Here is a 25088-nt window from a genome sequence, read left to right on the forward strand (position 1 = left end):
AATCCTCCCATTGAACCGCCGATGAAGACTTTCTGCGCGAAGCCATCGCTCACCCGGGCCGGAAAGTTTCGACACAGCGTGAAGGATGTGAGAATGTCCGGCATGCGAGCCACCGTGAAAGACGTCGCGAAACTGGCCGGGGTGTCCCCGAAGACGGTCTCCAATGTCATCAACGGTGTGGTGTTCGTCCGGCCGGAGACCCGGGCCCGGGTCGAGCAGGCGCTGAGCGAGCTCGACTACGTGCCGAACATGAGCGCCCGCGGCCTGCGCAACGGCCGGACCGGCATGATCGCCCTCGCCCTCCCGGACCTGCTCCGGCCGTACTCGGCCGAGATCGTCCACCTCGTCGTCGAGCTCGCCCACGAGCGCGGCTGGGGCGTCCAGATCGAGCAGACCGCAGCCGAGCCGCGCCGCGAATTCGAGCTGCTGTCGAAAGCCCGCGCGTACCTGGTCGACGGCCTGATCCTCAACCCGGTCAACCTCGACGACAGCGCCGTACTGTCCGCCGGGCCGCTGCCGCCTCTCGTCCTGATCGGTGACGTCGATCAGGACCTGGTCAGCCAGGTCGCGATCGACAACGTCGCCGCGGCCCGTGACATGACCCGGCACCTGATCGCCCGCGGCTGCCGCAGGATCGTCGCCGTCGGTACGCCGGAAATCCCGCGCGGATCCAGTGGAGCCGGCGTACTGGGCAGTGCCGCCGAAGCCCCCGGTACGGCGGCCTCCCGGCTCCGAACCGCGGGTTATCGCCAGGCGCTCGAGGAGGCCGGCATCCCGAACGACCCGGCCCTGGAGATCGGCCTGGACCGCTGGCGACCCGAGGGCGCGGCCACGGTCGTGGGGAAGTACCTGGCCGAGCGCGAACTCCCCGATGCGTTCTTCTGCTTCACCGACACCCTCGCTTCGGGCGCGCTGTCCGCGCTCTGGAGCGCCGGCGTCGCCGTACCCGATCAGACGCTGGTCGCCGGGTTCGACAACGTGCTCGAGAGCCAGTTCATGATCCCGCCGCTGACCACGGTCGACTTCGACCGGCGCGCGTTCGTCGGCGCCGCGCTCGAGCTGCTCGAGGAACGGATGGCCGACAAGAACGCCGCACCCCGCCGCGTGATCGTCCCGCACCGGGTGATCGAGCGGGTCAGCACCACCCGCTAACTCGAACACGTTCCGGCAAAAACACACACAAACACTTGTCAACGTATTCCAACGATGTAATCATCCAGAAATCCCTGCGAAGGAGACTGGATGAGTGCGTTGGAACGGCGGTTCTCCCGCCGTCGGTTACTCGGTACGGCGGCCGCGGTCGCCGGTGGTGGCGTCCTGGTCGGATGCTCGCCCGGAGCGTCCCGGTCGGCCGCCGACCTCAGCTACTGGCACCTGATGACCGGTGGAGACGGGATCGTGATGGCCGGCCTGGTGGACGCCGTCAATGCCCAGCACCTCGGCTTCAGTGCGACCCAGACCGTGCTGGCCTGGGGCCCGCCGTACTACACCAAACTCGCGATGGCCTCGGCCGGCGGCCGGGCCCCGGACCTCGCGATCATGCACGCGTCGCGGATCGCGGGCTATGCGCCCGGCGGCCTGCTCGAGCCATGGGATCTCGACCTGCTGGCGGAGGTGGGGTTGCGCGAGAGCGACTTCCCGCCGCTGGTCTGGCAGAAGGGCCTGTACGACGGGAAGCTGTACTCGATCGCGCTCGACACCCACCCGTTCGTGCTCTACTACAACACCGAGCACGCCGAGAAGGCCGGTGTCACCGACGCGCTGCAGACGATGAAGTCCCCCGAGGAGTTCACCGAGACCGCGCGCAAGCTGCAGAAGGTGACCGGCAAGCACGGTCTGTCCTACGGATACCTCGGCGACGGCTCGCAGATGTGGCGGCTGTTCTATACCTTCTACCGCCAGCAGAACGCCGAGATGAAGCTCGTCCCGGGGCAGAAGGCCCAGGTCGACGAGGCCGCCGCGGTGAAGGCGCTCAAGTTCGTGCAGTCCCTCCTGGACGACACGATCGCCACCAAAGCCGGCGACGGCGGTACGGCGACCAGTGAGTTCCTGCACGGTGAGAGCGGGATGCTGTTCGGCGGTGTCTGGGAGCTTCCGACGCTCAAGGAATCGAAACTGCAGTTCGACGCGCGTCCCATTCCAACGTTGTTCGGGACCGATGCGGCGTACGCGGACTCGCACACGTTCGTGCTGCCACGGCAGTCGAAGCTCGATCCGGAACGACGGCGGCACACGTACCAACTGGTCGCCGAGATCCTCAAGCGGTCGGTCAAATGGGCCGGCGCCGGCCACATCCCGGCGTACCAGCCCGTGGTGAAGAGCCCGGAGTACCAGGCGCTGAAGCCGCAGTCGAACTACGCGGACATCCCGGAGTACGTGAACTACGACCCGGATGCGTGGTTCGGGGGTGCCGGGAGCGACTTCCACCGGTACTTCGCGGAGAACGTCCAGAACGTGTATCTCGGCAGCGGTGATCCCGAGGCGGGGTTCGCCGGATTCGTGAAGCGGCTGAACGTGCTGCTCGACCGCCCACAACCGGTATGAAAGGCGATCTGACGATGTCGAACCGACGTGGCGAGAGCCTCACCGGATGGGCGTTCGCGGCACCGTTCGCCGTACTGTTCGCCCTGTTCCTCGTGGTGCCCGCGATCTACGGGCTCTACCTCAGCTTCACCGGCGAGACGCTGACCGGCTCGGGTGGCGATCTGCTCGGGTTCGCGAACTACGCCGAAGCACTGACCGATCCCGACATGTGGCGGTCGCTCGGCAACACCTTGTGGTTCACGGTTCTGAGCACGGTTCCGCTGGTCGTGTTGTCGCTGGCGTTCGCGTTGCTGGTGAACCTCGGGCTGCCGGGGCGCTGGCTGTGGCGGTTGTCGTTCTTCCTGCCGTACCTGCTCGCCTCGACCGTCGTGGTGATGTTCTGGTCCTGGATGTACAACCCGAAGCTGGGCCTGATCAACGGCGTGCTGGCGGAGTTCGGGATTGCGCCGGTGGCGTGGTTGCAGGATCCGAAGGTTGCGATGATCTCGGTCGTGGTCACCACGTTGTGGTGGACGATCGGCTTCAACTTCCTGCTGTACCTGGCGGCATTGCAGAACATTCCGGAGCAGCAGTTCGAGGCGGCCGCGATCGACGGCGCCGGCAAATGGCGGCAGCTGTTCTCGATCGTGATCCCGCAGCTGGCGCCGACGACGGGCCTGATCCTGACATTGCAGATTCTCGCGTCGCTGAAGGTCTTCGACCAGATCTACATGCTGACCAACGGCGGTCCGGCCGGATCGACCCGTTCGGTCGTGCAGTACATCTACGAGTCCGGCTTCACCGGCTACCGCTTCGGCTACTCGTCGGCCATCTCGTACCTGTTCTTCGCCATCATCGTGCTGGTGTCGCTGGCGCAGTACAAACTGATCAACCGCAGGAGCGCCGTATGAGCACCTACACGTTGTCACGTGGCATCAAGCGCGGACACAAGCCCGGCGAGAATCCTTGGAGCATCTCGCGGATGGTTGCCCTGCTGGTGCTGGCGTTCCTGGCCGCGACCTGGCTGGTGCCGTTCGCCTGGGCGGTACTGACCTCACTGAAGAGTGAGGCGGACGCCGGTGCCTCGTCGATCAGTCTGAGTCCGCCGGACGGGTTGGGTTTCGATGCCTACCGCAAGGTGCTGGAGGCCGGCAACATCCCGGCCTGGGCGTGGAACAGCCTGCTGACCTCGGTCGCGATCACGCTGATCACGGTCGCGACCTCAGCGCTGGCCGGCTATGCGTTCTCGCGGATCTCGTTCCGCGGCAGGCGCTGGCTGTACGCCGCGATCATTGCGGCGATCATCATTCCGCCGCAGCTGCTGATCATCCCGCTGTTCCGCCAGATGCTCACGTTCAATCTCGTCGACACCTACTGGGGCATCATCCTGCCGCAGGCCTTCGCGCCGGCGATGGTGCTGATCCTCAAGCGCTTCTTCGACCAGATCCCGATCGAACTGGAGGACGCGGCGAGAGTCGACGGCGCGAACCGGTTGCGGGTGTTCTGGTCGATCGTGCTGCCGTTGTCCCGCCCGATCCTGGCCGCGGTCGCGATCTTCGTGTTCATCGGTGCTTGGAACAACTTCCTCTGGCCGTTCATCGTGACCACCGACGCGGACCTGATGACGTTGCCGGTCGGGTTGCAGACGGTGAAAAGTGCGTACGGCCTGCAGTATGCACAGAACATGGCCTCGGCAATTCTCGCCGCACTACCGCTGGTAGTGGTGTTCCTGTTCTTCCAGCGCCAGATCATCAAGGGCATCGCGACCACCGGATTCGGCGGCCAGTAAAGGGTTGCGAAGGTTTGCATGACAGAACAACGTCCGTACGGAAACTGGACAACAGTTCCGGAACCCGGGATTCCTGAACTCATCCCTTGAAAACCTCGTCACTCTCAGCAAGGCTTCACGGATCACTTCCGCGTCGTTTCCGGGTGCGGACAGGACGGGGGAGTGTGCGGCTGCATGGAAACACGGGCCGCGCCAACTGTCACTCGGGGGTTGTAACGACAAGAAGGGGGAAGCGTGTCAGCGATGACAAGGCTCGCCGAGCAGTGCCGTGATGTGAGGAGTCACGGCAACGGAGGACTCGGACGGGCTTCGATCCAACCAGCGGTCTGCACCGGCATCCACGAGGTGAACTCGTCGATCCCGTCGGTCCGGCCGCGACGCGTGGCGGTGCTCAGACTGAGCAACGGTATGACCACCACGCTGCGGCTCGGCGAAGGCGCCACGGCGCCGGAGCGAGGCGCCACCGTGTTCGTCCGGGGAGGCCGGGGGATGGGCGATTCGCCTGCCTCAGGTGGGGTCATCCTCGCGTCGGCCGCACCGCACTGAACACACACAAGGTCCAGATCACTGGGCTGAATCAGTGACTCGCCGGTCTCAGGTCCCAACGCCGAGCTGAGGCCGGCAAGTCCCTGCCGAGGCCCAGAGGCGTGGCCTGTAAGGGTTTCTGACCGCTCACTCGGGGATCGGAGCGGTCAGCGCACGGATCTCGATGGGGGAGAAGCGCGCCTCCGGAAGTTTCGCCGCCAGTTCGGTCGCGCGCTCCAGCGAACACTCGACGAGGTAGTAACCGGCCAATACCTCCTTGGCCTCGGTGAACGGACCGTCCGTCACCGCCGGTACGCCGTCCTGCAGCTGCACGACTCGTGCGCCGGCGGTGGTCAGTCCGTCCGAGGCGACGAACTCCCCGGCCGCCCGCATCTCGGCCAGGAGAGCGCGATGAGCGCCGTACACCGCGTCCATTCCCTCGGCGCGCATCGCTTCCCAGGTTTCGGTGTTCCCGTAGATCAGCAGCATGTACTTCATGCCACCAAGCTACTGAGTCACCAGGTCGCGCCGGCCGGGGCCCGGGTGACGGCGTTCAGGCGGTTGAACAGGTTGGTCAGGCTGATCATCAACAGGATCGCAGCCAGTTGCGTCTCGTCGTAGTGCTCGGAGACAGCTGCCCACGTTGCGTCGGACACCGGGTCCGGCCGGTCCGCGATCCGGGTCGCTTCCTCGGCGAGTGCGAGTGCGGCGCGCTCGGCGTCGGTGAACAGGTCGGACTCGCGCCACGCGACGACCTGGTGCAGGCGCTCATCGGTTTCACCGTTCTTCAGCGCCGACTTGATACCGCCGTACACGCAGGCGGAGCAGCCGTTGATCTGGCTCGCCCGCAGGTGGACGAGCTCCAGGACCGCGCCCGGCGCCCCGCCTTGGTGGACGGCCTTGAAGATGTTCTGGATGCCCTTCATGGCGTCCGGCAGCAGAGCGGTCGGGTTGGTCAGACGAGCAGTCATGGTGGTAACTCCTGGTTCCGTTGGGGTGTCTTCACTCCCTCGACGGATCCCGGCGCCAGGATGTGACAGCGGTCTGCAGATCTTTTCGGACGCGGTCCTCGACCGATACGGTCACGTCCGAATACTGAGCCGTCAGGCAGGCCGGTCCGGAATATTCCGCCCGCACCAGCGCCGCGTGGACGGCCGACCAGTCGGACAGGCCTTCGTCGGCCTGCCCGAACTGCGTCTTCCCGTTGTCGAGATATTTCGCGTTCTTGAGATTCACGATGCCGAGCCGGGCGGCTCCGAGCTCGATCGTGATCGCCGGATCGTCGCCGGCGAGCGCGTCATGTGCTGCGTCCCAGACCAGCCGGAATCGCTCCGGAAGCCCGTCCAGCAACTGCATGACACCAAGGGTCGACGACACGAACCTGCCGTGATGCGGCTGGACGCCGACCTGGACGTCATACCGCTCAGCCAGTACGACGGAAGCTTCGAGCTGCGCGCGATTCCGCCGTACCGACGCCGCGTAACCGTCGTCGCCGAGCGGCGCCATGATCCGGATCATCGGAACCCCGGCCGCCGCGCAGGCGGCGAACACCGGCTCGGTGAGGTCCGAGGCCACGCTGATCGGCTCGATGCCCTCGTCGCGCAGTTGCTTGGTGAACGTCGGCAGCTCGGCCTCCGCGGTCGCCGTCGTCACGTACGCCGTGTCCCGGACCGGGACCTCCGCGCCGGCGAACCCGAGCCCGGCGATCAGCCGGCCGAGTTCGTCGCCGGGCAGCCCGGCCCAGGGTTTGGTGAAGACGGACCAGAGATACGTCATACTCAGCGGCCTCCCAGCCCACTCATGGTGATACCTCGGACGAACCATCGCTGTGTCAGGAAGAACAGCACGATCAGCGGCACGGTGGTGACGGTGGCGGCCATCAGCAGCAGGTTCCACTGGGTGCCGTTGGTGTCCTGGAACACCTGCAGCCCGACCGACGCCGTACGGGTCGCGTCGCTGTTGGAGATCACCAGTGGCCAGAGCAGGTTGTTCCACTGACCGATGAACTTGAAGACTGCCAGCGTCGCGATCGCCGGGACTGCCAGTGGCACGATCACGCGGACGAACGCCTGCCATCGGTTCGCGCCGTCCAGCCGGGCGGCCTCCTCGTAGTCGCGGGGGATGCCGAGGAAGAACTGACGCAGCAGGAAGACGCCGATCGCGGTGAACGCGTGCGGCAGGATCATCCCCGGCCAGGTGTCGATCCCGTGCAGCTTCGCGACCAGCACGAACTGCGGGATCAGCGTCACCTGGGACGGAATCATCAGCGTGGCAAGGTAGATCCCGAACAGCCAGCTGCGGCCGGGGAAGTTCAGCCGGGCGAACGCGTACGCCGCCAGTGCAGCGGTCAGGGTCTCCAGCAAGGTGGTGCCGGCAGCGAAGTAGATGGTGTTGAGCAGGTACTTGCCAAGCGGGACCAGGTCGAACGCGCGGGTCAGATTCTCCGGGTGCCAGGTGCTCGGCCAGAACGATGGTTTCGCCGCCATCGACTCGGCATCGGACTGGAAGGCCACGAGCCCCATCATCACGACTGGAACCAGTGTGATCGCGGTGACGATGAAGCAGGTGAAGATGATCAGCTTCTTCTGGATCTGACTAGTTGTCATAGTGCACCAGCTTTCGCTGCATGGTGAACTGGGCCGCGGTGATCAGCACGATGAACGCGAACAGCACCAGCGACTGAGCGGCGGCGTACCCCTGGTCGTAGTTCTCGAAGCCGGTGCGGTAGATGTACATGACGAGGGTGGTGGTGCGGGTGCCGGGACCGCCGTTCGTCATGATGAGCGCCTGGTCGAACACCTGGAACGAGCCGATGATCGACGTCACGATCACGAAGAACAACGCCGGTGACAGCATCGGCAGCGTGATGTTGCGGAAGCTTTGCCAGGCCGACGTCCCGTCCACCCGGGCGGCTTCGTAGAGCTGTTGCGGGATCGCTTGCAACCCGGCGAGGAAGACGACCATGCCGAAGCCGAAACTCTTCCAGACGCTCATCACGATCAGCGCCGGCATCGCCCAGGTGTCCGAGATCAGCCACTGCGGCCCGCTGATACCGAACCATCCGAGCACGGCGTTCACCAGGCCGTCGTGCGGGATGTAGAGCCAGATCCAGACGAACGCGACCGCCACCGTGATCGTTGCGTACGGCAACAGCAGCAGCGAGCGGAAGACCGCGACCCGCTTCAGACCCTGATGGAGCAACAGCGCAAGCGCGAGACTGATCAGGATGGTGAGCGGGACACTCAACAGCGTGAAGTACGCCGTATTGCCGAGCGCGGACCAGAATGTCGGATCGGGACCGAGCCGGGCGAAGTTGCGCAGCCCGGCCCAGGTCGGTGCGCTGAACAGGTTCCAGTCGAGCAGCGAGATGACGCCGGCCGCGACGACCGGTCCGGCGGTGAAGATCAGGAAGCCGATCAGGCTGGGCAGGATGAACAGCCAGGCAGTCAGCGACTCACGGTTGCGCCAGCGCGGGGTCGGTTTCGAACCGGTGGTGCTCGTTGTGGGCGGTGCGGCCGCGGGTGGTGCGGTGTCGACGGCCATGGTTCACCCCTTCCTGGCGGTGGCTTGGCGGATGGTGTCCTGGTGCTGACGCATCAGGATGTCCAGGCGGGGAGTGAGGCCGGCGATCGCGTCGCTGACCGGGACTTGGCCGAGGAAGGTTCGCGGCAGGTCCTGGCCGAGCAACTGCTTGACCTGGTTCCAGTTGGTGGTGACGTCGAACGCGTGCCCGCCGGCGAGCTTGCCGGCCAGGATCTCCTGGACGATGCCGAGGTTGTCCGGTGGCGCCTGGAACGCGCTGCCGGCGCTGCGCCGGGCCGGATTGTTGCGGCCGGCCTTCGCGTAGATGTCGAGGGCGCCGGTGCTGGTGAGGGTCTTGAGCAGCTTCCACGCGAGGTCGAGTTCGGCTCCCTCGCGCACCCCCGATGGAATCGCGAAGCTGGATCCTGACACCCGCGGCGTACTCCCGGCGGCTCCGGCCGGGAACGGGATCACGTCCCAGTCGAACTTCGCCTTCCGGACGTTGACGACCTGCCACGGGCCGTTCTGCATGAAGGCGACGTTGCCCTGGATGAAGTTGGACAGCGAGCTCTCGGTGACCAGGTTCTTGATCGGCGGCGTGACCTTGTCCTTCACGAACAGGTCGATGACGAACTGGATCGCCTCCATCGCCTCCGGCTCGTTGAGGATGCTGCGGTCGGCCGCGTCGTTCATCACGTTGCCGCCGGCGCAGTAGATCCAGGAGACGAGGTCGTCGATCGCCGGGGCGCAGGTGAAGCCGTACTGCTCGCCCGGCTTCGTGAGCTCCCTGGCCAGCTCCCTGAACGTTGCCCACGGCATCGGCTCGGTACGGGACGGCAGCGGGATGCCTTGCTTCTGCAGCAGCGTCTTGTTGTAGTACATGACGGTCGGCGCGACGTCGAAACCGATCCCGTACGTCTTCCCGTTGAACGTCGAGATCCGGCGGCTGGTCGGATAGAAGTCGTCGAGATCGAAGTCCGGGTCGGCCGCGATCAGGTCGTCGAGTGGCCGGTGCGCACCCCGGGCCGCGTACGTCGGGATCAGGGTGCCGTTGATCGCGGTGACCAGGCTCGCGGTCCCGCTGACGAGTTGCAGGTCGAGCTTGGTCGGGTAACCGCTGGACGGGGTGAGGGTCGGGACCGACTTCACGCCGAGCTGCTGCTCGACGTACTGGCTGAAGTCCTCCCAGACCTTCTTCTCCGCGGCGCTGCTCGACCACATCGCCCAGGTCGCAGTCCCGGCCGGTGGACCGGTGGAACAGCCGGTGACGGCCGCCCCCAGGCCGGCCAGTCCGGTGAGTTCGAGAAAGCTGCGGCGGGACAGCTTGGCTGGCATGGCTCTCCTCGATGCTTCTGACTAGTGGAAGGCGAGGTCGATCGACTCGGCGCGGATGCGCTCCTCGTCGACCTGAACGCCCAGGCCTGGGGCGGTGGGGACCGTTGCGACGGCCTTGGTGATGGTGAGCCCTTCGACATACAAATCGGAGAGCAGTTCGGGACCGTTGAGCTCGGCGGGCAGCGCGAGGTCGAGCTGGCTGAATACGTGGAGCGCCGCGGAGAACGCGATCCCGCAGTCGGTGAGCCCGCTGGCGAGAATCTCGAGACCGCCGGAGAGCGCTGTCTGGGCGGTCTTGAGCGCGTTGCGCAAGCCGCCTGCCTTGCAGACCTTGACCACGACCAGGTCGGCCGCCTCCAGGCGGATCGCCCGGGCGAGGTCCTGCGCGGAGAAGCTGCCCTCGTCGATCGCGACCGGAAGATCGATGAGACTGCGCAGCCGGGACATCGCCAGCGTGTCCGTGCTCGGAACTGGTTGCTCGACGCAATGGATTGTGTGGACGTCGCGGGTGCGGTCGAGGAGCTGCTTGAGCGCACTCGGCCGGTAGGACTGGTTGGCGTCGAGCCACAGCGGTTTGCCGCCGGCGACCTCGGCGACTGTCCGGATCGCCGCGGCATCAGCGTCCAGATCACCACCGATCTTCACCTTGTACGCCGCATAGTCCGAGGACTGGATCGCATGATCGCGAACCGTGTCCTGGTCACCGACCCCGATCGCTGAGCAGAGGGGGATCTCGTCGTGCACTTTGCCGCCGAGGAGAGCGTGCACCGGGATCCCGGCGAGCTTGCCGGCTGCGTCGTGCATCGCGACGTCGACGGCGGCGCGGGCGAACGGGAAGCCGTTCGAGACTGCCGGGCTGAGTCGCTTGGCGGCGCGCTGGTGGAAGAGCTCGACGTCGAACGGCGTGAGGTCGAGCAGGATCGGCGTCAGATGCCGGCGGATGATGACGGCCATCGTCTCGGCGGTCTCGTAGCTCCAGCTGGGGAGCGCTCTCTGCTCTCCCCAGCCGACCACGCCGTCCTCGGTCGTCAGCTTCACGAAGACGACCGCAGCGGCTTGATCCGGCCGGGTGTCCGGTGCGCCGACAGCGCCGCTCCCGAGGACGAACTTCCGTGCGAACGGCACGGCGACCGCAAAGACCTCGACCTGTCTGATCTTCGACATGACAGTCCTCTCAGGCCCTTAGGCCGCGATCGACCAGACGGCCGGGTCGACGAAGCTCGGTCCGCGCGTGCCGTGGTCGATCCACTGAACGGCGTCGCCGAGCACGTAGCCGGCGAGAGCGAGGTGACCTTCGGCGGTGTCGCCAGCGATGTGTGGGGTGAGCAGGAGGTTCGCGTTCTGGAGAACGCTCTCTCCGAAGCTCGGCGGCTCGGGGTCGTAGACGTCCAGAGCGGCGTACAGGCGGCCGTCGAGAACGTGGTCCAGCAGAGCCTGCTGGTCGATCGCGGGTCCGCGCGAGGAGTTGACCACGACCGCGCCGTCGGGGATCCGGCCGATCAGGTCTCGGGTGATCATGCCCTTGGTCTCCGGGACATTCGGGACATGAACGCTCAAGAAAGCGCTCTCTACCGTCTCTCCGAGGTCGGCCGTCCGCACGCCGAGCTCGGTCGCGCGCTCGGGTTTCAGGTAGGGGTCGTAGACGACGACATCGCAGCCGAATGGCTTGAGCAACGTGATGAGTGCTCGCGCTGTACTGCTCGCACCGATGATCCCGACCTTCGCACCGGCCAGCTCATGACCGCGGAACCCGGTCTGCTTCCAGCCGCCGGCCCGGATCGCGCCGTCGAACCGGGGGAGCCTGCGCGCTTGGGTGAGCATCGCCGCGAGGCAGTACTCGCCGACCGACCACGCGATCCGCGGTCCCGCCGAGAACACGGCGACGCCCTGGTCGAGGATGGCCGGGTCGATCAGGTTCTTGACCGTGCCGGCTGCGTGCGCGACCGCCTTCGGTCCGGTTCCGCCGGACCACAGTTCCTTGCTGAGTGTCGGCGTACCCCAGCTGGTCAGGAGCACGTCGGCACCGGCGGCCAGTTCGGGAACCGCGGCCGGATCGAGAGCGGCCGGCTTGGCCGGGTCATCCGGGCCGGCCAAGTGCTGCTGGGTGGCCCAGACCACCTCGAACCGCTCGTCGAGCAGGCGCCGGGTCGCGGCGTCCACTACATCGGCGGCGCGCGCCGGGGACATCAGCGCGGCGAGTCTCAGGCCGGAGTCCGGCACAGATTCAGGCACAGGGTCAGCTCCTCAGCTTGGTCGGTAGCTCGACGGTAGGCGCTTTCCGTTATGCAGGTCCAAGCCCGATTTCGCATGAACCGATACCGTGCCGGTATGGATCTCTCGCTCCAGCAGTTGCGTGGCTTCGTCGCCGTCGCGGAGGAACTCCACTACGGCCGCGCCGCCCAGCGCCTGAATCTGACCCAGCCGCCGTTGACCCGGCAGATCCAGGGCTTAGAGCGCTCTCTCGGTGTCCGGCTCTTCGATCGGACCGGCAGGGGAGTGCGGCTGACCGCCGCCGGCGACGCGTTTCTCGACCACGCCCGGCGCGTCCTCGCGTTGCTCGAGGTCGCTCCGGAGGCTGCCCGTCGTGCGGCGGACGGTCACACCGGAACGCTCCGGATCGCGTTCACCGCGATCGGGGCGTACGCCGTACTGGCGGACTTCCTGACCACCGTCGGCAAACACGCGCCGGCTGTGACGGCGGAACTCACCGAGCTGGTCAGTCCGGATCAGTTCGAGGCGCTGGCGAAACTGGAGATCGACATCGGGCTGGTGCGTCCGCCGATCCCGGATCAGTTCGCGTCGGTGCTCGTGCACTCCGAAGATCTGGTGCTCGCCGTACCGGCGGATCATCCGCTGGCGGTCGGCGACTCGGCGGTGACGCTGGCCGATGTCACCGAGGAATACATCGGGTACAGCCCCGAGGGATCGCAGTACCTGCATGACATCTGCGCGGCGATGATCGGCATGGATCGGTACGCCGTGAGTCAGTTGGCCTCGCAGGTTCCGACGATGCTCGCGCTGGTGCGGGCAGGGTTGGGATGTGCGCTGATCCCGCGGTCGATCATGGCGATGCGGGTCGAGGGGGTCAGCTACCGTGAGCTGGACGCGTCCGACGCGCACTCGGTGACGTTGCATGCTTGCTGGAGTCCCGACAATCCGAACCCAGCTCTGCAACGACTGACGGCAAGCTTGACTTCGAGTGCGCTCTAGCTCGTAGGCTCGAGCCATGACTGGACAGCACGCGATCGGCTCGGGATTCGGGCACGACAGCACCGCGGACGACGTACTCGCCGGCATCGACCTGACCGGCAAACTGGCCGTCGTCACCGGTGGATACTCCGGCCTCGGCCTGGAGACGACCCGCGCCCTGGCGAAGGCCGGCGCACACGTGGTCGTCCCGGCCCGCCGCCCAGACGCAGCCAAGGAAGCGCTCTCTGAGATCTCCGGAGTCGAGATCGAAGAGCTGGACCTTGGTGATCTCGAGAGCGTTCGCGCCTTCGCCGACCGGTTCCTCGCGTCGGGTCGCAGCATCGACCTGATGATCGACAACGCCGCGATCATGGCCTCGCCGGAGACCCGGATCGGTCCCGGCTGGGAGGCCCAGTTCGCGACCAACCACCTCGGGCACTTCGCGCTGGTGAACCGGCTGTGGCCGGCGCTTGCCGCCGATGGCGGTGCGCGGGTGGTCTCGGTGTCGTCGACCGGTCACCGGCGTTCGGACATCCGATGGGACGACCTGAACTTCGACCAGGGCTACGACAAGTGGGAGGCGTACGGCCAGGCCAAGACCGCCAATGTCCTGTTCGCCGTGCAGTTGGATGCCCTGGGCAAGGATTCCGGCGTGCGCGCGTTCGCACTGCACCCGGGTGGCATCCTGACCCCGCTGCAACGGCATCTGCAGCACGAGGAGATGGTTGGCTACGGCTGGATCGATGCCGACGGCAACCCGGCGCATCCGGCATTCAAGTCCCCCGAGCAGGGCGCCGCAACCACAGTCTGGGCGGCGACCTCACCGAAGCTCGAGGGTCTCGGCGGGCTGTTCTGCGAGGACTGCGAGATCGCCGAAGTCTCCACCGACGACACCCCGGGTGTCCGTCCGTACGCCATTGACCCGGCGTCGGCCGCACGGTTGTGGACGCTCTCGGCGGAGCTGACCGGAGAGAACGCGTTCCGGTAAGGTCGGTCGAAGGGGTGCTGTGACCGTCGCTTCTGTTCCATCTGCCGACCTCGGCGCGATCATCAGCCGGCTGCGCGCGGCCGGCTGCGTCTTCGCCGAGGACGAGGCCGCGCTCGTCGCCGAGACCGCGCGCGACGCGGCCGAACTCGACGTACTGACTGATCGCCGGGTCTCCGGGGAGCCGCTGGAATACGTCCTCGGCTGGGCATCGTTCCGCGGACTGCGGATCGCTGTCGACCCCGGCGTGTTCATCCCACGCCGCCGTACCGAGTTCCTGGTCGCGGAGGCGCTGCGAGTAACCGAGCCGGGTGCGGTCGTCGTCGACCTGTGCTGCGGCTCGGGTGCGCTGGGCGCGGCTGTCGCTGCTGAACAGCAGGTGTCACTCCACGCTGCCGACATCGAGTCGGCCTCAGTGCAATGCGCCATGCGCAATCTCGCGCCATCGGGTGGAGCGGTCTACCAAGGCGACCTGTACGACGCGCTGCCCGCCGAGCTCCGCGGCCAAATCGACGTACTGCTGGCGAACGTGCCGTACGTGCCGACCGAAGAGATCCGCCTGCTACCGGCAGAGGCTCGCCTGTACGAACCGCACGTGACGCTCGACGGGGGCCCGGATGGGCTCAGCTTGCTGCGGCGGGTGGTCGCGCAGGCGCATGAGTGGCTGTCGCCTGGCGGGCATGTCTTCGTCGAGGTGAGTGAGCGCCAAGCGCCGTTGGCTTGTGGGGTGTTCGTCGAGCACGGTCTGGCCGCCGAGGTCACGGTCGACGAGGAGCTCGGCGCGAACGTTGTCCACGGCACCTATCTCGGCTAGGGCGCGCGTCGAGCACCTTGTGAGCGTGGTTGCACTCTCATGCGTTGACAGATACCTTGTATCGCAAGGTAGTTGACGAGGGAGACCCGAAATGAGCGCTGACCGGCTGGTCGAGGCGTACCTGAAGGAGCTGGCCACGGCCGTCGAGGCGTTGCCGGCGGAGCGCCGTACTGAGCTCATCGCCGATATGAGGACGCACATCGCAGAGGCACGCGCCGAGGGGGCGACCTCGGACGGCGACGTGCGCGCTGTGTTGCAGCGACTCGGTGATCCCTCCGAGATCGTCGCCGCAGCGACCGACGGCCTGGTCCAGGTCGAGGTCCCGCCGCGCCTTCGTCCCCGGGACTTCGGCGCGGTGGCGCTGCTGCTCATCGGGCCGTTCGTCCTGGTGATTGGCTGGCTGGCCGGCGTCTGGCTGCTGTGGACCTCCGACCGCTGGACTCGCGGCGAGAAGGTGATCGCCACCCTGGGCTGGCCGCTCGGGTACGGCGCCGCGATTGGCATCGAGATGACCGTGGCCTTCCCGCTCATGCTGACGCTCGCGATCGCGACCGTGATCACCATCGCGCCGGTCGTCCTGCTGCTCAAGAACGGCCGCGCGGGACGCTCCGCCACCCGGACCCGACTCGCCGGTGCCACACCAGCAACCTCCTAGTTGCCCAGAGGGGCAAAACCTGTTCCTGGGTTCTGGGGTGAGCCGGAATGATGGGTGCGCTATGGGTAAACACATCGCGTTCCTGACCATCCCGGCCGCCGGGCACCTCAATCCGACCCTGCCGCTGGTCGCCGAGCTGGTCCGGCGAGGCCACCGCGTCAGCTATGCGACCGGACCGACGTACCGGAGTGCGGTCGAGGCTGCCGGCGCGACGATGGTGGAGCTCGATTGGGTGCCGCGGCCGCTGAAGGTGTCGCCGGGCGGGCAGACGACGGCTGACCTCAGCGCGATGCTGACCGGGTACGTGCGGGCCGCGCGGCCGTTGATGCCGGTGCTCGAGAAGTGGCTGCGCGACGATCGGCCGGACCTGTTCTGCTACGACATGATGACGTTCATCGGCTCGATGCTGGCGGACAAGCTCGGGTTGCCGGAGGCAACGACGGTCGCGAACTTCGCCACCAACGAGCACTTCGATCTGACTCCGTCGCTCATCCCCGCGGACTTCGATCCGGGGCATCCGGCGTTCCAGGAGTTCCTGGCCGAGCGCTCTGCGTTCGCTCGGGAGTTCGGCGTACCGGTGGACAAGGTGGCGGCGGCGGGAGCGGTTGCTCCGCTCAATCTGGTGTTCATTCCGCGTGAGTTCCAGATCGCGGGGGAGACGTTCGACGAGCGGTTCCACTTCGTCGGGCCGGCTATCGGCGCGCGGGTACCGACGGCGGACTGGGAACCGCCGGGCTCGCCGCTGCTGTTCATCTCCCTCGGTACGGCGGTCAACGACCGCCCCGACTTCTTCGCAGCCTGCACCGAAGCCTTCGCCGGAACCGACTGGCAGGTCGCAATGGCCATCGGCGACCAGGTCGACGTTGCCTCACTCGGTGAGCTCCCACCGAACTTCGACGTCCGCCCATACTTCCCGCAACCCACGGTCCTAGCGCACGCCGATGCCTTCCTCACCCACGCCGGCATGAACTCGGTGATGGAGTCCCTGCTCAACCAGGTGCCGATGGCCACCTACCCCCAAACCCCAGAGCAGCAAGCGAATGCGCGCCGGGTAACCGAACTAGACCTAGGCCAGCAACTCCCCGACCTCACCCCCACTTCACTCCGCTCCACAGTCGACGCCATCGTCGCCGACCCAGCCATCCGCAAGTCCCTAGCCGACATGCACGCCCACCTCACAACAGCCGGCGGCCCAACCCAAGCCGCCGACGCCATCGAGGCACAGCTAGCCCTCTGATCTGGCACCCCACCGACAACCGCACCATCACCCCGGCGCAGGTCCGCCGCGCGCGACCGAAGCCACCGTGGCGAGTGCGACAAGTGTGCTGCCGACTGTGACCTTCGGGTCGCTGGCAATCGGTTGCCGACGACACGGTCCGCACAGTCGGCGATGGGCGGCCGCCCACCACTCCTCCGCCTGGTCACTCCGGTGGGGGCGGAGACCGGCGACTGAAGCCACCGTGCCGGCGGCGGGTTCTGCCGCGAGCCGACGCATGTCAGGCGGGCGAGTTGCGGGTTTAGATGCGGCGTTGGGTGTGGAGGAGGTAGTCGCGGCGGTTGAGGGGGTTGTGGTCGGTGCGGGCGCGGTGGGGTGGGGTGCCGACGACGGGGTAGTAGTGGGAGAAGGTGGATTCGAGGACGCCTTCGCCTCGGGTGAGGCCGGGGAGTTGCTGCTCGAGTTGGTAGACGGCGGCTGCGGGGATCGCGCCTTCGAGGATCGAGGTGCCGGCGGCGAGGGCCGGTACTTGGGGGATTGCTCGGAGACGGGCGAGGGCGGCCAGCACTGCACTCGTGGAGTCGGTGGGGACCTCGAGTTGGAAGCGGTGCATGGGCTCGTGGACCGACGTACCGGCTTGTTGTAGGGCGGTCATCAGGACCAGGGGAGTGAGGTTGCGGAAGTCCCCGGCTGTGCTGGACATGCTCTTGTCGAAGACGGCGTGGGAGTGACTCTGCCGAGCCGAGTATCCGGAGTGCGTCAGGAACACCCGCGCGTCCGGGATCTGCCAGCCGTGCAGACCTTGAGAGAGCGTTTCCCGGACGGTCTCTTCGACTGCCTTCATGAAGGCGTACGGCATCGACCCGAGTTCGACTTCCAGTTCGAAGGTGACGCCGGCATCTACCGGCGCGGGCTCGATCCGCAGTCCGATCGTTGCGAGGAACGGGTTGCCGTCCTTCTTCTTGATCTCGAACGCCGAACCGGTACCGCTGACGCGCTCGACGCAGATCGTGGTGGTCTCGTGGAACCCGACCTCGATGCCGAACTCGGCCGCGAGCGTGGTCTGGATGACCTCCTTCTGGACCTCGCCGTAGAGCGAGACCGAGGTCTCCTGACGCAGGTCGTCCTGTCGCACGTTGATCAGCGGATCCTGCTCGGCGAGCTGAGAGAGCGCTTCCCGAAGCTTTCCCTGATCGCCGAGCCGCTTCGGCGTCACCACGGTCTCCAGCGTCGGCGGCGCGAAGAATCCACCGGCGTCGGCGTGGGCGGGTGGCTCGTCGGTGTAGAGCTGGTCGCCGATCCGTACGTCGGGCAGTCCCCAGACCCGGGCGATCTGGCCGGCCGCGGCCTCGCTGGCGATGACTGCTTCGCCCTCTTCGAAGACGCGCAATCCGGTGACCTTCGCCTGGCTGGCGCCGTACCGGACGCGGTCGCGGATCCGCAGTGCGCCCGAGAACATCCGGACGTAGGCGATCTTCTCGCCGGCTGCACCGCGCTCGACCTTGAAGATCTTGCCGTGGAGCGCTCTCCCGGCCGTTCTTGCGGTCGGCAACAGTTCGCGGATGCCGTCGGTGAGTGCCTGCGCGCCGGTTCCGGTGATCGCGGATCCGAAGAACACCGGGTGCACGAGTGCTTGTCCGGTCTGCTGGATGAGTGCTCGTCGGAGCGTGTCCGGAGAGAGCGCTTTCTCGTTCTCCACGAATGTTCTCAGGAGGGCGTCGTCGTTCTCGGTCAGTACCTCGAGCAGGGCACCTTGCGGATCGGCGGCCGTGAATGACGCGGTGCGGGTACCGAGGCCGGTGACTGACCCCATCGGTACGACGGACGGCGAGAGTTTGTCGGTGATCGCTTTCAGCACACCGTCGTACTGGGCGCCGGAGCGGTCGATCTTGTTCACGAAGATCAGGGTGGGAATGCGGAGTCGCTGCAGGGTGCGCATCAGCACGCGTGTCTGCGCCTGCACGCCTTCGACTGCGGAGACCACCAGTACGGCACCGTCGAGCACACTCAACGCCCGCTCGACCTCGGCGATGAAGTCCGGGTGACCGGGGGTGTCGATCAGATTGACCGTCACCGGATCGACGTCGCCGATCGTGAACGACACGACCGCCGACTTGATCGTGATACCGCGCTGACGTTCCAGCGTGAGCGAGTCGGTCTGGGTACTGCCGTCGTCGACGCTGCCGACCTCGTCGATGACTCCGGCGGCGTGCAGCAGCCGCTCGGTCAGGCTGGTCTTACCGGCGTCGACGTGCGCCAGGATGCCAAGATTCAGTACTTTCACGCGACCTCATGTCCTCAGAGCGGATGTCCTTTCCTTCCACGACAGACATGAAGCGAGCTCGCACAATGCACTCCTTGACTAGGGTTTCTCGAACATCCCGAGTACACCAACGACACCGACGATCGTCCAAACGTTTTAGCCCGCGGCTAAAGGAGCGCCTATGCAGACAGCTGAAGCCGGCACGTACGCCGCCGCAGTCCTCGGACCGATCGAGTCCGTCGAACCCGTGCAGGGTTTCGTCGGCAACCAGACCTTCCGCATCCACGCCGCGTCCGGTGCCACCGCCTACCTGAAGACCGGTACCGCGATCGCCGCCGAGGCACACGCCATCCAGCAGGCGGAGGCGGTCGGCGTACCAGTCCCCGAGATCCTCGCAACCAGCCTCGGCCAACCCCAGTACCTGATCCTGGCCGAGGTCTCAGGCGAGCCGTCCGACGATCCGAAGGTGCTGATCCAAGCCGTCCACGCACTCCGCACCCTGCACGAAATCCACTACCCCGAGGCGGACGCGGGTGGTGATGCCGGTGCCGACTGGGCCGGCCGGCTGAGCCTGCTGATCGACGACCTCGACAAGCTGAAGGGCGTCGTCCCCGACGAACTCGCCCACCGTCTCCGCGTGACGATGCCACAGTTCATCGCCGAAGTGGCCGACGTACCGGCGTCGCTGCTGCATGGCGATCTGCATGCGCGGCACCTGTATGCCGTTGATGGCAAGCTCACCGCGATCCTCGACTGGGGAGATGCCTGCTACGGCGATCCGCTCTACGATCTCGCCCGGCTCACGATGACAGCCAACCCGGCAACCGTTGTCGCGACCTACGGTGGGATGCAGAACGAGAACCTGCAGAGAACGCTCTCTTGTTACCGGATCTTGTGGTCGCTTGCAGCACTGCACGCGGAGCATGCGGCTGGTGGGGACTGGTTTGAACCGCATGTACGGCGGATCGCCGCGGAGCTCAGTTGATCAGGGTGCCGATGTGTTTGCCGTTGCTGATGGATGCCGCGGCCGCGGGGCGGTCGATGTCGAACACGTGGAGAGGCAGGCGGTGGTCGCGGGCCAGGATGAACGCGGACTGGTCCATCACGCCGAGACCGCGTTCGATGACCTCTTCGTAGCTGAGGTGGTCGAAGCGGGTCGCGTCGGCGTTGGTGTTCGGGTCGGCGTCGTACACGCCGTCGGCGCCGTTCTTGGCGACCAGGAGGGCGTCGGCCTCGAGTTCGACGGCGCGCTGGACGGCCGGGTAGTCGGTCGTGGTGAACGGCTGACCGTTGCCTCCGGCAAGGACTACGATCGAGCCCTTCTCCAGGTGCCGGAGTGCGCGCATCCGGATGTACGGCCCGGCGATGTTGTTGATCGGCACCGCCGTCATCAGCCGGACGCCGTGCGTACCGAGCGCCGACAGTCGGCCGCGGAGCAGGACCGCGTTGATGACGGTACCGAGCATGCCGATGTTGTCGGCCTCGACGCGATCGATACCCCAGTCCTCGGCGCGGTTGCCGCGGAACACGTTCCCGCCGCCGACGATCACCGCGACCTGTACGCCGGTGGCGCGCAGCGCGATCACCTCGTTCGCCAGATGGGTGAGCCGGTCGCTGTCGAACCCGAACTCGTCACCCCCGGCGATCGCCTGGCCGGACAACTTGAGCACGAGCCGTCGGTACATGCTGCTCCGTTCAGAAGGCGGTGCTGCAGATGTACCACACCAGGACGGATATTGTCGGCGGATGGTTCTAGCCTGCTCGTAAGCAGAATGTTGGGAGCGGGAAATGGACGTGTTGAGCGTGCAGGCGATCCAGGATGCCGGGTTGGCGGACTGGAGCAAGCTTGCGTCGGCGTTGCATGCGCGGTTCTTGGTCGGGTCGTTCGCGGACGGTGTGGCGTTTGCGCAGGCGGTGGGGGAGGTTGCGGACGGCCACGACCCGGACGTGCGGGTGACGTCGTCGTTCGTGGATCTGAAGCTGCTCACGCCGGGCTCGGTGTATCGCCAGAAGGATGGGACCGAGTTCACCTGGTCGTCCGTGACGCAGCTCGACCTCGATCTCGCGCGGGAGATCAGTGCGTTGGCCGCGGAGCGTGGTTTGAAGGCTGATTTGGACGGACTCTGCGTGGTGGAGCTTGGCCTGGATACCGCCGATGCCGCGGAGATCGGCCCGTTCTGGTCCGCGCTGCTCACTGGTGACCCGGCGAACTACGACCACCCCGAGGTGGTCGACCCGACCGGACGGACGCCGGCCATCTGGTTTCAGAAGACGACCCCGCACGAGACTCCGCGTCAACGCTTCCACTTCGACATCTGGCTGCCGGTCGCACAGGCCCCCGCCCGTATCGAGGCTGCGCTCGCCGCCGGGGGCACCCTCGTGTCCGACGAGGATCCGTCGTTCACCGTGATTGCGGACGCCCAGGGCAACCGGGCCTGTGTCTGCACGATCAAAGGCCGTTAAATGGGTGGGCTGACGATGCTGGAACTAGCTACTGTTTGAGCGAGAGCCGCTTCTGAATGCGGCACCAAGGAGGTGCGTCATGGCTTGCATGGCTATCCGGTTGCGTGCCAACTCCTCCTGCTGATCTACCGGACCGGTTGGTACGTCGCGGCGTTCGCCGCGGGTCCCGTGCGCTCTGCGCACCCCGTACCAGCCGAACCGGAGCTTTCTCATGTCCTCCGTGGACACCCAACTGCATGCTGTCCTCCTGCGCGCGCTCAACGGCATCAAGTACGACGTACTCCGCACGCGCGCTAATGAATTGTCCGCCCGCTACCGCAACGCGGCGGTCGCCGACGCGTCACCCGGTCTGCGGGACAACCTCGACTGCCTCGCGTACGCCGTGGTCCGGATGCCCGCGACGTATCGGGCGATCCAGGCTGCGCTGCGAGCCGCCGACCTCCATGTCGGCGCTGCCGGTACGCACCTCGACCTGGGTGGTGGAACCGGTGCTGCCGCCTGGGCCGCCACCTCGATCTGGCCGGGCATCGAGACCCAGATCGTCGAACGCCAACCGGCCGCGATCGCACTGGGTCGTCGGCTGGCCGCAGACACGCCCTGTAGTCCGTCGCCGCAGTGGTCGCCTGGCGATCTCCGCGACTGGCAACCGGCCGATCTCCGCGGCTGGCCGTCGGCAACTCCCGTGGATCTCGTGACGGTCGCGTACGTCCTCAATGAACTGACGGCACCGACTCGCCAGCACGTGATTGCTGCGGCAGCGGTCTCCGCGGACACGATCGTGCTGGTCGAACCTGGCACACCACGCGGGTATCGCCACATCCTCGAGGCCCGGGACCAGCTGATCAGCCTGGGGCTCACGATCGCCGCTCCCTGTCCACATCAGCTCGACTGCCCGCTCGTCGAGCGGGACTGGTGCCACTTCGCCGTACGGCTGCCACGCACCGAACTGCATCGGCGGTTGAAGGACGGCGTCCGCAACTACGAGGACGAGAAGTTCAGCTACCTGGTCGCGACCCGGAGACCGGCGAGGCCGGCGGCCGCCCGGGTCCTCACACCGCCGGTCCGTCCGAAGAACCAGGTGCTGCTCACCTTGTGTACGGCGGATGCCCGGCGCACCCAGGCCCGGATCCCCAAGTCGAGCCCGGAGTACCCAGTCGCCCGAGCCGTCGCGCAGGGAGGTTCCTGGCCGGCTCAGAGGTCGTAGCCGCCGGAGGCTTCGAGGGTTTGGGCGGTGATCCAGCGGGCTTCGGGGGAGAGGAGGTAGGTGATTGCAACGGCGACGTCTTCGGATTCGCCGATGCGGCCGAGGGCGGTGTTGTCGGCGATCGGTGGGATGAGCTCGGGGTGTTGGGCGAAGGCGTCGCCGCCTAGGCGGGTTCGGGTGACGCCGGGGGCGACGGCGTTCACGCGGATGCCGCGGGTGCTCAGTTCCTTCGCCAGGTAGCGGGTGAGGACGACCTGAGCGCCCTTGACGCTGCCGTAAACCGAGTAGCCGTTGGACGGCCGCGAGGTGAGCAGGCCTGCCGAGCTGGTGGTGAAGACGACGGATCCGCCATCGGCGATCAGGGGAAGGAGGGTTTGGGTTAGGAAGTACGGGCCTTTCAGGTGGACGCCGATCATCTGGTCGAACAGCTGCTCGGTGGTCTCCTCGAACGGGACTGGCGGCTGGCCGACTCCGGCGTTGTTGACCAGGAAGTCGAACGTGTCGCGTCCCCAGCGGTCCTGCAGTGCGGCCGAGATCGCCTTCCGGAAACCGGAGAGCGCTCTCTGGTTACTCACGTCCAGGGGCAGGGCGATCGCCGTACCGCCGTCTTTCTCGATCCGGTCGGCTGTCTCCAGGCCGCGGTCGGGGCTGCCGTGGTAGGTGAGGATGACGCCGGTGCCGCGTTTGGCGAGCTCGAAGGCGGTGGCCTGGCCGATTCCGGAGCTTCCGCCGGTGATGACTGCGATTTGCATGATTGCGCCTGTCTCCTGCAACGTCGTGGTTGGTTACCACTCCAGTGAACGTTGCGGGGCAGGTGTTTCCGTAGACCAATGCTCGCCAGGCTTTGCACGATCCTGTCAGGAGGGTCGGCGCGCGACGAATCCCGTCTTTTCGTCCGCGACGAATCCGCAGGCTCGGTAGTAGGCATGGGTCGACTCGCGCTTGGAGCCGGTCAGCAGCATCACCTTGTAGCAACCGGCATCCCAGGCGGCGTCCAGCGTGCCGGCCATCACCGCCTTGCCGATCCCGGTCCCGCGGCGCGGCGCGGCCACGATCACGTTCTCCACGACGCCGTACGGCGCTGCTCCGCGCGTGAGGTTCGGGATGATGTTCAGGTACGTCGAGGCGATCGCCACGCCGTCCTCCTCGAACAGGAACAGGCGCATCCCGGGCGTCGCCAGGATCTCGTCGTACACCGCCTGCGCGCGGTCATCCGCAACGACTGGGTCGCCCGGATGCAGCTCCCGATAGAGCTGCATCACCCGAGCAAAGTCCGCTGCCCCAGCCTCACGAAACATGGGCCTGAGCCTACTCAGCACAGAGTCGACTCGAGAGGATGAGCGGCTCCCAACCGGCCGCCGTGCGATGGTGGGACGCGCTCAGGTGCAGGACAGAACGGTTGCCCGCAGCAACATGCTGGATCACCGGCCAGCCCAGCGCCGAGGTGTCTTCGGGAACAAGGTCAGCCGGATCGATCCACGCAACCTCCTTGATCCGAGAATCCGTCGTACGCAACTCCGCCGACGGCTGCGGCACAGCCTCGAAGTACACGATCCCCACACCACGACCCCGCCAGCGATGCACGCAGTCGGCGACGATCCGCCCAGGCGTGACCAGTACGCCGGTCTCCTCGACCGTCTCGCGCATCGCGGCTTCGGCTGCCGACTCGCCGGGCTCAACGTGACCGCCCGGGATCTCCCAGCGAACAACGCCCAGCCGTTCGTGCCGAACCATCAGGAGCCGTCCAGCCGCGTCAACAGCGCAGCTGAACGCCGTAAGGCGCAGCGGCAGGTCAATCGGGCGGGCAGGCAAAGCGGTCAGTCGGCGTCGAGGAACGTGATCACGGTGTCGAGCACCAGCGTGGTCCGCCCCAGCCCGTTGAAGTGCGTGGTGCCGGGGAACACGGCCAGCTGCGACTTCGGTACGCCGATGAAGTCCCCGTTGACGTCGCCACCGCGCAACTGCTGGAAGCGGACGACGTGCTCGAGTTTCATCGCGTCGCAGTCGCCGGCCGTCATCAGTGTCGGTGCCGCGATCCCGCTGATCTCCTCGTCGGACCAGCCGTCGACATCGCCGATGAACGCGCCGAGCTTGTTCAGCAGCTCCTGCAGATGCTCGTGATCCGGATGCGGCGACTTGGCCAGGTAGTCCGACTCCATCGGCGTACCCGCGATCATCTCGACCTTCATCTCGCCGACCGCCGCGTTCTCCGGCCGCATGCCATCGGGGCGGAACGACGTCGACGAGATCACCGCCTTGCGAACCAGCTCCGGATGCTTGATCGCGAGCTCCAGCGCAACCGCTCCACCGACACTGAACCCGAACAGATCCACCTGCGGTACGTCGAGTTCCCGCAGCAGGCCGACCACGTCGGACGCGAGAGCCGCCGTACCGAGGGGTCGGTCGATGTCGTTCGTCCGCCCGTGCGCCTGGAAGTCCAGCGCGATGACCTGGCGGCCCTCGGACAGCCCCGGCAGCAGTGGGCCGAACTGCAGGTCGATGTTGAACAATCCACCGTGCAGCAGCAGAAGTGGCGTACCGCCTGAGCCGTGGATCTCGTAGTACAGGTGCAACCCGTTGACGTCTGCATATCCCGTTTCCATGC

At 66.6% G+C, this 25088-nt stretch carries 27 protein-coding genes; 13 read left to right on the top strand and 14 right to left on the bottom strand.

The window, feature by feature from the left end:
* Window positions 1-93 precede the first annotated feature (93 nt).
* The 5 genes from ABD231_RS07965 (at window position 94) to ABD231_RS07985 (ending at window position 4858) form a co-directional block, all read left to right on the top strand.
* Window positions 94-1152: a LacI family DNA-binding transcriptional regulator gene (locus ABD231_RS07965; protein ID WP_344147358.1), complete on the top strand. Its 1059-nt coding sequence runs from the start codon at window positions 94-96 to the stop codon at window positions 1150-1152.
* A gap of 90 nt (window positions 1153-1242) precedes the next feature.
* Entirely contained in the window at window positions 1243-2544 is a 1302-nt protein-coding gene (locus ABD231_RS07970; RefSeq protein ID WP_344147361.1) for an extracellular solute-binding protein, read from the top strand.
* Between the two features lie 14 nt (window positions 2545-2558).
* Window positions 2559-3434, top strand: a complete 876-nt coding sequence (locus ABD231_RS07975) for a carbohydrate ABC transporter permease (RefSeq protein ID WP_344147364.1) — start codon at window positions 2559-2561, stop codon at window positions 3432-3434.
* Window positions 3431-4312, top strand: coding sequence for a carbohydrate ABC transporter permease (locus ABD231_RS07980; protein WP_344147367.1), 882 nt, complete (start codon window positions 3431-3433; stop codon window positions 4310-4312). Before ABD231_RS07975 ends, ABD231_RS07980 begins: the two co-directional genes overlap by 4 nt.
* 243 nt (window positions 4313-4555) lie before the next feature.
* A complete protein-coding gene (locus ABD231_RS07985; RefSeq protein ID WP_344147370.1) occupies window positions 4556-4858 on the top strand; it encodes a hypothetical protein in 303 nt (100 codons plus the stop codon).
* Window positions 4859-4984: 126 nt separating this feature from the next.
* Here ABD231_RS07985 and ABD231_RS07990 read toward each other — a convergent pair whose 3' ends face one another.
* Genes ABD231_RS07990 through ABD231_RS08025 form a run of 8 tightly spaced genes read right to left on the bottom strand, consistent with a single transcriptional unit; the run spans window position 4985 to window position 11926 of the window.
* Entirely contained in the window at window positions 4985-5335 is a 351-nt protein-coding gene (locus tag ABD231_RS07990; RefSeq protein ID WP_344147373.1) for a YciI family protein, read from the bottom strand.
* A 17-nt stretch (window positions 5336-5352) separates the two neighbouring features.
* Window positions 5353-5808 carry a carboxymuconolactone decarboxylase family protein gene (locus ABD231_RS07995; RefSeq protein WP_344147376.1) on the bottom strand — a complete coding sequence of 152 codons (456 nt, stop codon included), beginning with the start codon at window positions 5806-5808 and terminating at the stop codon, window positions 5353-5355.
* Between the two features lie 31 nt (window positions 5809-5839).
* Window positions 5840-6613, bottom strand: a complete 774-nt coding sequence (locus ABD231_RS08000; RefSeq protein ID WP_344147379.1) for a sugar phosphate isomerase/epimerase family protein — start codon at window positions 6611-6613, stop codon at window positions 5840-5842.
* A gap of 2 nt (window positions 6614-6615) precedes the next feature.
* Window positions 6616-7443 carry a carbohydrate ABC transporter permease gene (locus ABD231_RS08005; RefSeq protein ID WP_344147382.1) on the bottom strand — a complete coding sequence of 276 codons (828 nt, stop codon included), beginning with the start codon at window positions 7441-7443 and terminating at the stop codon, window positions 6616-6618.
* Window positions 7433-8380, bottom strand: coding sequence for a carbohydrate ABC transporter permease (locus ABD231_RS08010; protein ID WP_344147385.1), 948 nt, complete (start codon window positions 8378-8380; stop codon window positions 7433-7435). The genes ABD231_RS08005 and ABD231_RS08010 overlap by 11 nt, the downstream gene beginning before the upstream one ends.
* Window positions 8381-8383: 3 nt before the next feature.
* Window positions 8384-9694 carry an ABC transporter substrate-binding protein gene (locus ABD231_RS08015; RefSeq protein WP_344147387.1) on the bottom strand — a complete coding sequence of 437 codons (1311 nt, stop codon included), beginning with the start codon at window positions 9692-9694 and terminating at the stop codon, window positions 8384-8386.
* Between the two features lie 21 nt (window positions 9695-9715).
* Window positions 9716-10858 (bottom strand): mandelate racemase/muconate lactonizing enzyme family protein, encoded by a 1143-nt coding sequence (locus tag ABD231_RS08020; protein ID WP_344147389.1) that lies wholly within the window; start codon window positions 10856-10858, stop codon window positions 9716-9718.
* Between the two features lie 18 nt (window positions 10859-10876).
* On the bottom strand, window positions 10877-11926 hold the full coding sequence (locus ABD231_RS08025; RefSeq protein ID WP_344147392.1) for a hydroxyacid dehydrogenase: 1050 nt from the start codon (window positions 11924-11926) through the stop codon (window positions 10877-10879).
* A gap of 96 nt (window positions 11927-12022) precedes the next feature.
* Between ABD231_RS08025 and ABD231_RS08030 the strand changes: the two genes are divergently transcribed.
* The 5 genes from ABD231_RS08030 to ABD231_RS08050 all read left to right on the top strand — a co-directional run bounded on the left by ABD231_RS08030 (window position 12023) and on the right by ABD231_RS08050 (window position 16574).
* The gene (locus tag ABD231_RS08030) at window positions 12023-12904 is read left to right on the top strand and encodes a LysR substrate-binding domain-containing protein (protein WP_344147395.1); all 882 of its coding nucleotides are present in this window, start codon (window positions 12023-12025) and stop codon (window positions 12902-12904) included.
* Window positions 12905-12920: 16 nt separating this feature from the next.
* The gene (locus ABD231_RS08035; protein ID WP_344147398.1) at window positions 12921-13871 is read left to right on the top strand and encodes an SDR family NAD(P)-dependent oxidoreductase; all 951 of its coding nucleotides are present in this window, start codon (window positions 12921-12923) and stop codon (window positions 13869-13871) included.
* Between the two features lie 19 nt (window positions 13872-13890).
* Window positions 13891-14682 carry a putative protein N(5)-glutamine methyltransferase gene (locus ABD231_RS08040; RefSeq protein WP_344147401.1) on the top strand — a complete coding sequence of 264 codons (792 nt, stop codon included), beginning with the start codon at window positions 13891-13893 and terminating at the stop codon, window positions 14680-14682.
* Between the two features lie 91 nt (window positions 14683-14773).
* Window positions 14774-15337 (top strand): HAAS signaling domain-containing protein, encoded by a 564-nt coding sequence (locus ABD231_RS08045; protein ID WP_344147404.1) that lies wholly within the window; start codon window positions 14774-14776, stop codon window positions 15335-15337.
* A gap of 61 nt (window positions 15338-15398) precedes the next feature.
* Window positions 15399-16574, top strand: a complete 1176-nt coding sequence (locus ABD231_RS08050; protein WP_344147408.1) for a macrolide family glycosyltransferase — start codon at window positions 15399-15401, stop codon at window positions 16572-16574.
* 280 nt (window positions 16575-16854) lie between these two features.
* Here the strand turns inward: ABD231_RS08050 and ABD231_RS08055 are convergent, their stop codons facing one another.
* The gene (locus ABD231_RS08055; protein WP_344147411.1) at window positions 16855-18837 is read right to left on the bottom strand and encodes a GTP-binding protein; all 1983 of its coding nucleotides are present in this window, start codon (window positions 18835-18837) and stop codon (window positions 16855-16857) included.
* Between the two features lie 160 nt (window positions 18838-18997).
* Here ABD231_RS08055 and ABD231_RS08060 point away from each other — a divergent pair, with 160 nt between their 5' ends.
* Entirely contained in the window at window positions 18998-19801 is an 804-nt protein-coding gene (locus tag ABD231_RS08060; protein ID WP_344147414.1) for a phosphotransferase family protein, read from the top strand.
* On the opposite strand, the gene pyrH is transcribed toward ABD231_RS08060, so the two are convergent.
* Window positions 19794-20501 (bottom strand): UMP kinase, encoded by a 708-nt coding sequence (gene pyrH / locus ABD231_RS08065; protein ID WP_344147417.1) that lies wholly within the window; start codon window positions 20499-20501, stop codon window positions 19794-19796. The two genes, ABD231_RS08060 and pyrH, sit on opposite strands and share 8 nt — an antisense overlap.
* A gap of 103 nt (window positions 20502-20604) precedes the next feature.
* Between pyrH and ABD231_RS08070 the strand changes: the two genes are divergently transcribed.
* Window positions 20605-21279, top strand: coding sequence for a VOC family protein (locus ABD231_RS08070; RefSeq protein ID WP_344147420.1), 675 nt, complete (start codon window positions 20605-20607; stop codon window positions 21277-21279).
* 211 nt (window positions 21280-21490) lie between these two features.
* Window positions 21491-22483, top strand: coding sequence for a small ribosomal subunit Rsm22 family protein (locus ABD231_RS08075; protein WP_344147423.1), 993 nt, complete (start codon window positions 21491-21493; stop codon window positions 22481-22483).
* Here the strand turns inward: ABD231_RS08075 and ABD231_RS08080 are convergent.
* The 4 genes from ABD231_RS08080 to ABD231_RS08095 form a co-directional block, all read right to left on the bottom strand.
* Entirely contained in the window at window positions 22471-23235 is a 765-nt protein-coding gene (locus tag ABD231_RS08080) for an SDR family NAD(P)-dependent oxidoreductase (protein WP_344147426.1), read from the bottom strand. The genes ABD231_RS08075 and ABD231_RS08080 overlap by 13 nt on opposite strands.
* Window positions 23236-23340: 105 nt before the next feature.
* On the bottom strand, window positions 23341-23781 hold the full coding sequence (locus tag ABD231_RS08085; protein WP_344147429.1) for a GNAT family N-acetyltransferase: 441 nt from the start codon (window positions 23779-23781) through the stop codon (window positions 23341-23343).
* A 10-nt stretch (window positions 23782-23791) separates the two neighbouring features.
* Window positions 23792-24295, bottom strand: a complete 504-nt coding sequence (locus ABD231_RS08090; RefSeq protein WP_344147432.1) for an NUDIX hydrolase — start codon at window positions 24293-24295, stop codon at window positions 23792-23794.
* Window positions 24296-24300: 5 nt separating this feature from the next.
* A complete protein-coding gene (locus tag ABD231_RS08095) occupies window positions 24301-25086 on the bottom strand; it encodes an alpha/beta fold hydrolase (RefSeq protein ID WP_344147435.1) in 786 nt (261 codons plus the stop codon).
* Window positions 25087-25088 lie beyond the last annotated feature (2 nt).

Source organism: Kribbella yunnanensis, assembly GCF_039529655.1.
Classification (GTDB): Bacteria; Actinomycetota; Actinomycetes; order Propionibacteriales; family Kribbellaceae; genus Kribbella; species Kribbella yunnanensis.

Coding starts and splice junctions, on each gene's coding strand:
- ABD231_RS07965 (WP_344147358.1), top strand. CDS start 94: ATGTCCGGCATGCGAGCCACCGTGAAAGACGTCGCGAAACTGGCCGGG.
- ABD231_RS07970 (WP_344147361.1), top strand. CDS start 1,243: ATGAGTGCGTTGGAACGGCGGTTCTCCCGCCGTCGGTTACTCGGTACG.
- ABD231_RS07975 (WP_344147364.1), top strand. CDS start 2,559: ATGTCGAACCGACGTGGCGAGAGCCTCACCGGATGGGCGTTCGCGGCA.
- ABD231_RS07980 (WP_344147367.1), top strand. CDS start 3,431: ATGAGCACCTACACGTTGTCACGTGGCATCAAGCGCGGACACAAGCCC.
- ABD231_RS07985 (WP_344147370.1), top strand. CDS start 4,556: ATGACAAGGCTCGCCGAGCAGTGCCGTGATGTGAGGAGTCACGGCAAC.
- ABD231_RS07990 (WP_344147373.1), bottom strand. CDS start 5,335: ATGAAGTACATGCTGCTGATCTACGGGAACACCGAAACCTGGGAAGCG.
- ABD231_RS07995 (WP_344147376.1), bottom strand. CDS start 5,808: ATGACTGCTCGTCTGACCAACCCGACCGCTCTGCTGCCGGACGCCATG.
- ABD231_RS08000 (WP_344147379.1), bottom strand. CDS start 6,613: ATGACGTATCTCTGGTCCGTCTTCACCAAACCCTGGGCCGGGCTGCCC.
- ABD231_RS08005 (WP_344147382.1), bottom strand. CDS start 7,443: ATGACAACTAGTCAGATCCAGAAGAAGCTGATCATCTTCACCTGCTTC.
- ABD231_RS08010 (WP_344147385.1), bottom strand. CDS start 8,380: ATGGCCGTCGACACCGCACCACCCGCGGCCGCACCGCCCACAACGAGC.
- ABD231_RS08015 (WP_344147387.1), bottom strand. CDS start 9,694: ATGCCAGCCAAGCTGTCCCGCCGCAGCTTTCTCGAACTCACCGGACTG.
- ABD231_RS08020 (WP_344147389.1), bottom strand. CDS start 10,858: ATGTCGAAGATCAGACAGGTCGAGGTCTTTGCGGTCGCCGTGCCGTTC.
- ABD231_RS08030 (WP_344147395.1), top strand. CDS start 12,023: ATGGATCTCTCGCTCCAGCAGTTGCGTGGCTTCGTCGCCGTCGCGGAG.
- ABD231_RS08035 (WP_344147398.1), top strand. CDS start 12,921: ATGACTGGACAGCACGCGATCGGCTCGGGATTCGGGCACGACAGCACC.
- ABD231_RS08045 (WP_344147404.1), top strand. CDS start 14,774: ATGAGCGCTGACCGGCTGGTCGAGGCGTACCTGAAGGAGCTGGCCACG.
- ABD231_RS08050 (WP_344147408.1), top strand. CDS start 15,399: ATGGGTAAACACATCGCGTTCCTGACCATCCCGGCCGCCGGGCACCTC.
- ABD231_RS08060 (WP_344147414.1), top strand. CDS start 18,998: ATGCAGACAGCTGAAGCCGGCACGTACGCCGCCGCAGTCCTCGGACCG.
- pyrH (WP_344147417.1), bottom strand. CDS start 20,501: ATGTACCGACGGCTCGTGCTCAAGTTGTCCGGCCAGGCGATCGCCGGG.
- ABD231_RS08070 (WP_344147420.1), top strand. CDS start 20,605: ATGGACGTGTTGAGCGTGCAGGCGATCCAGGATGCCGGGTTGGCGGAC.
- ABD231_RS08075 (WP_344147423.1), top strand. CDS start 21,491: ATGTCCTCCGTGGACACCCAACTGCATGCTGTCCTCCTGCGCGCGCTC.
- ABD231_RS08080 (WP_344147426.1), bottom strand. CDS start 23,235: ATGCAAATCGCAGTCATCACCGGCGGAAGCTCCGGAATCGGCCAGGCC.
- ABD231_RS08085 (WP_344147429.1), bottom strand. CDS start 23,781: ATGTTTCGTGAGGCTGGGGCAGCGGACTTTGCTCGGGTGATGCAGCTC.
- ABD231_RS08095 (WP_344147435.1), bottom strand. CDS start 25,086: ATGGAAACGGGATATGCAGACGTCAACGGGTTGCACCTGTACTACGAG.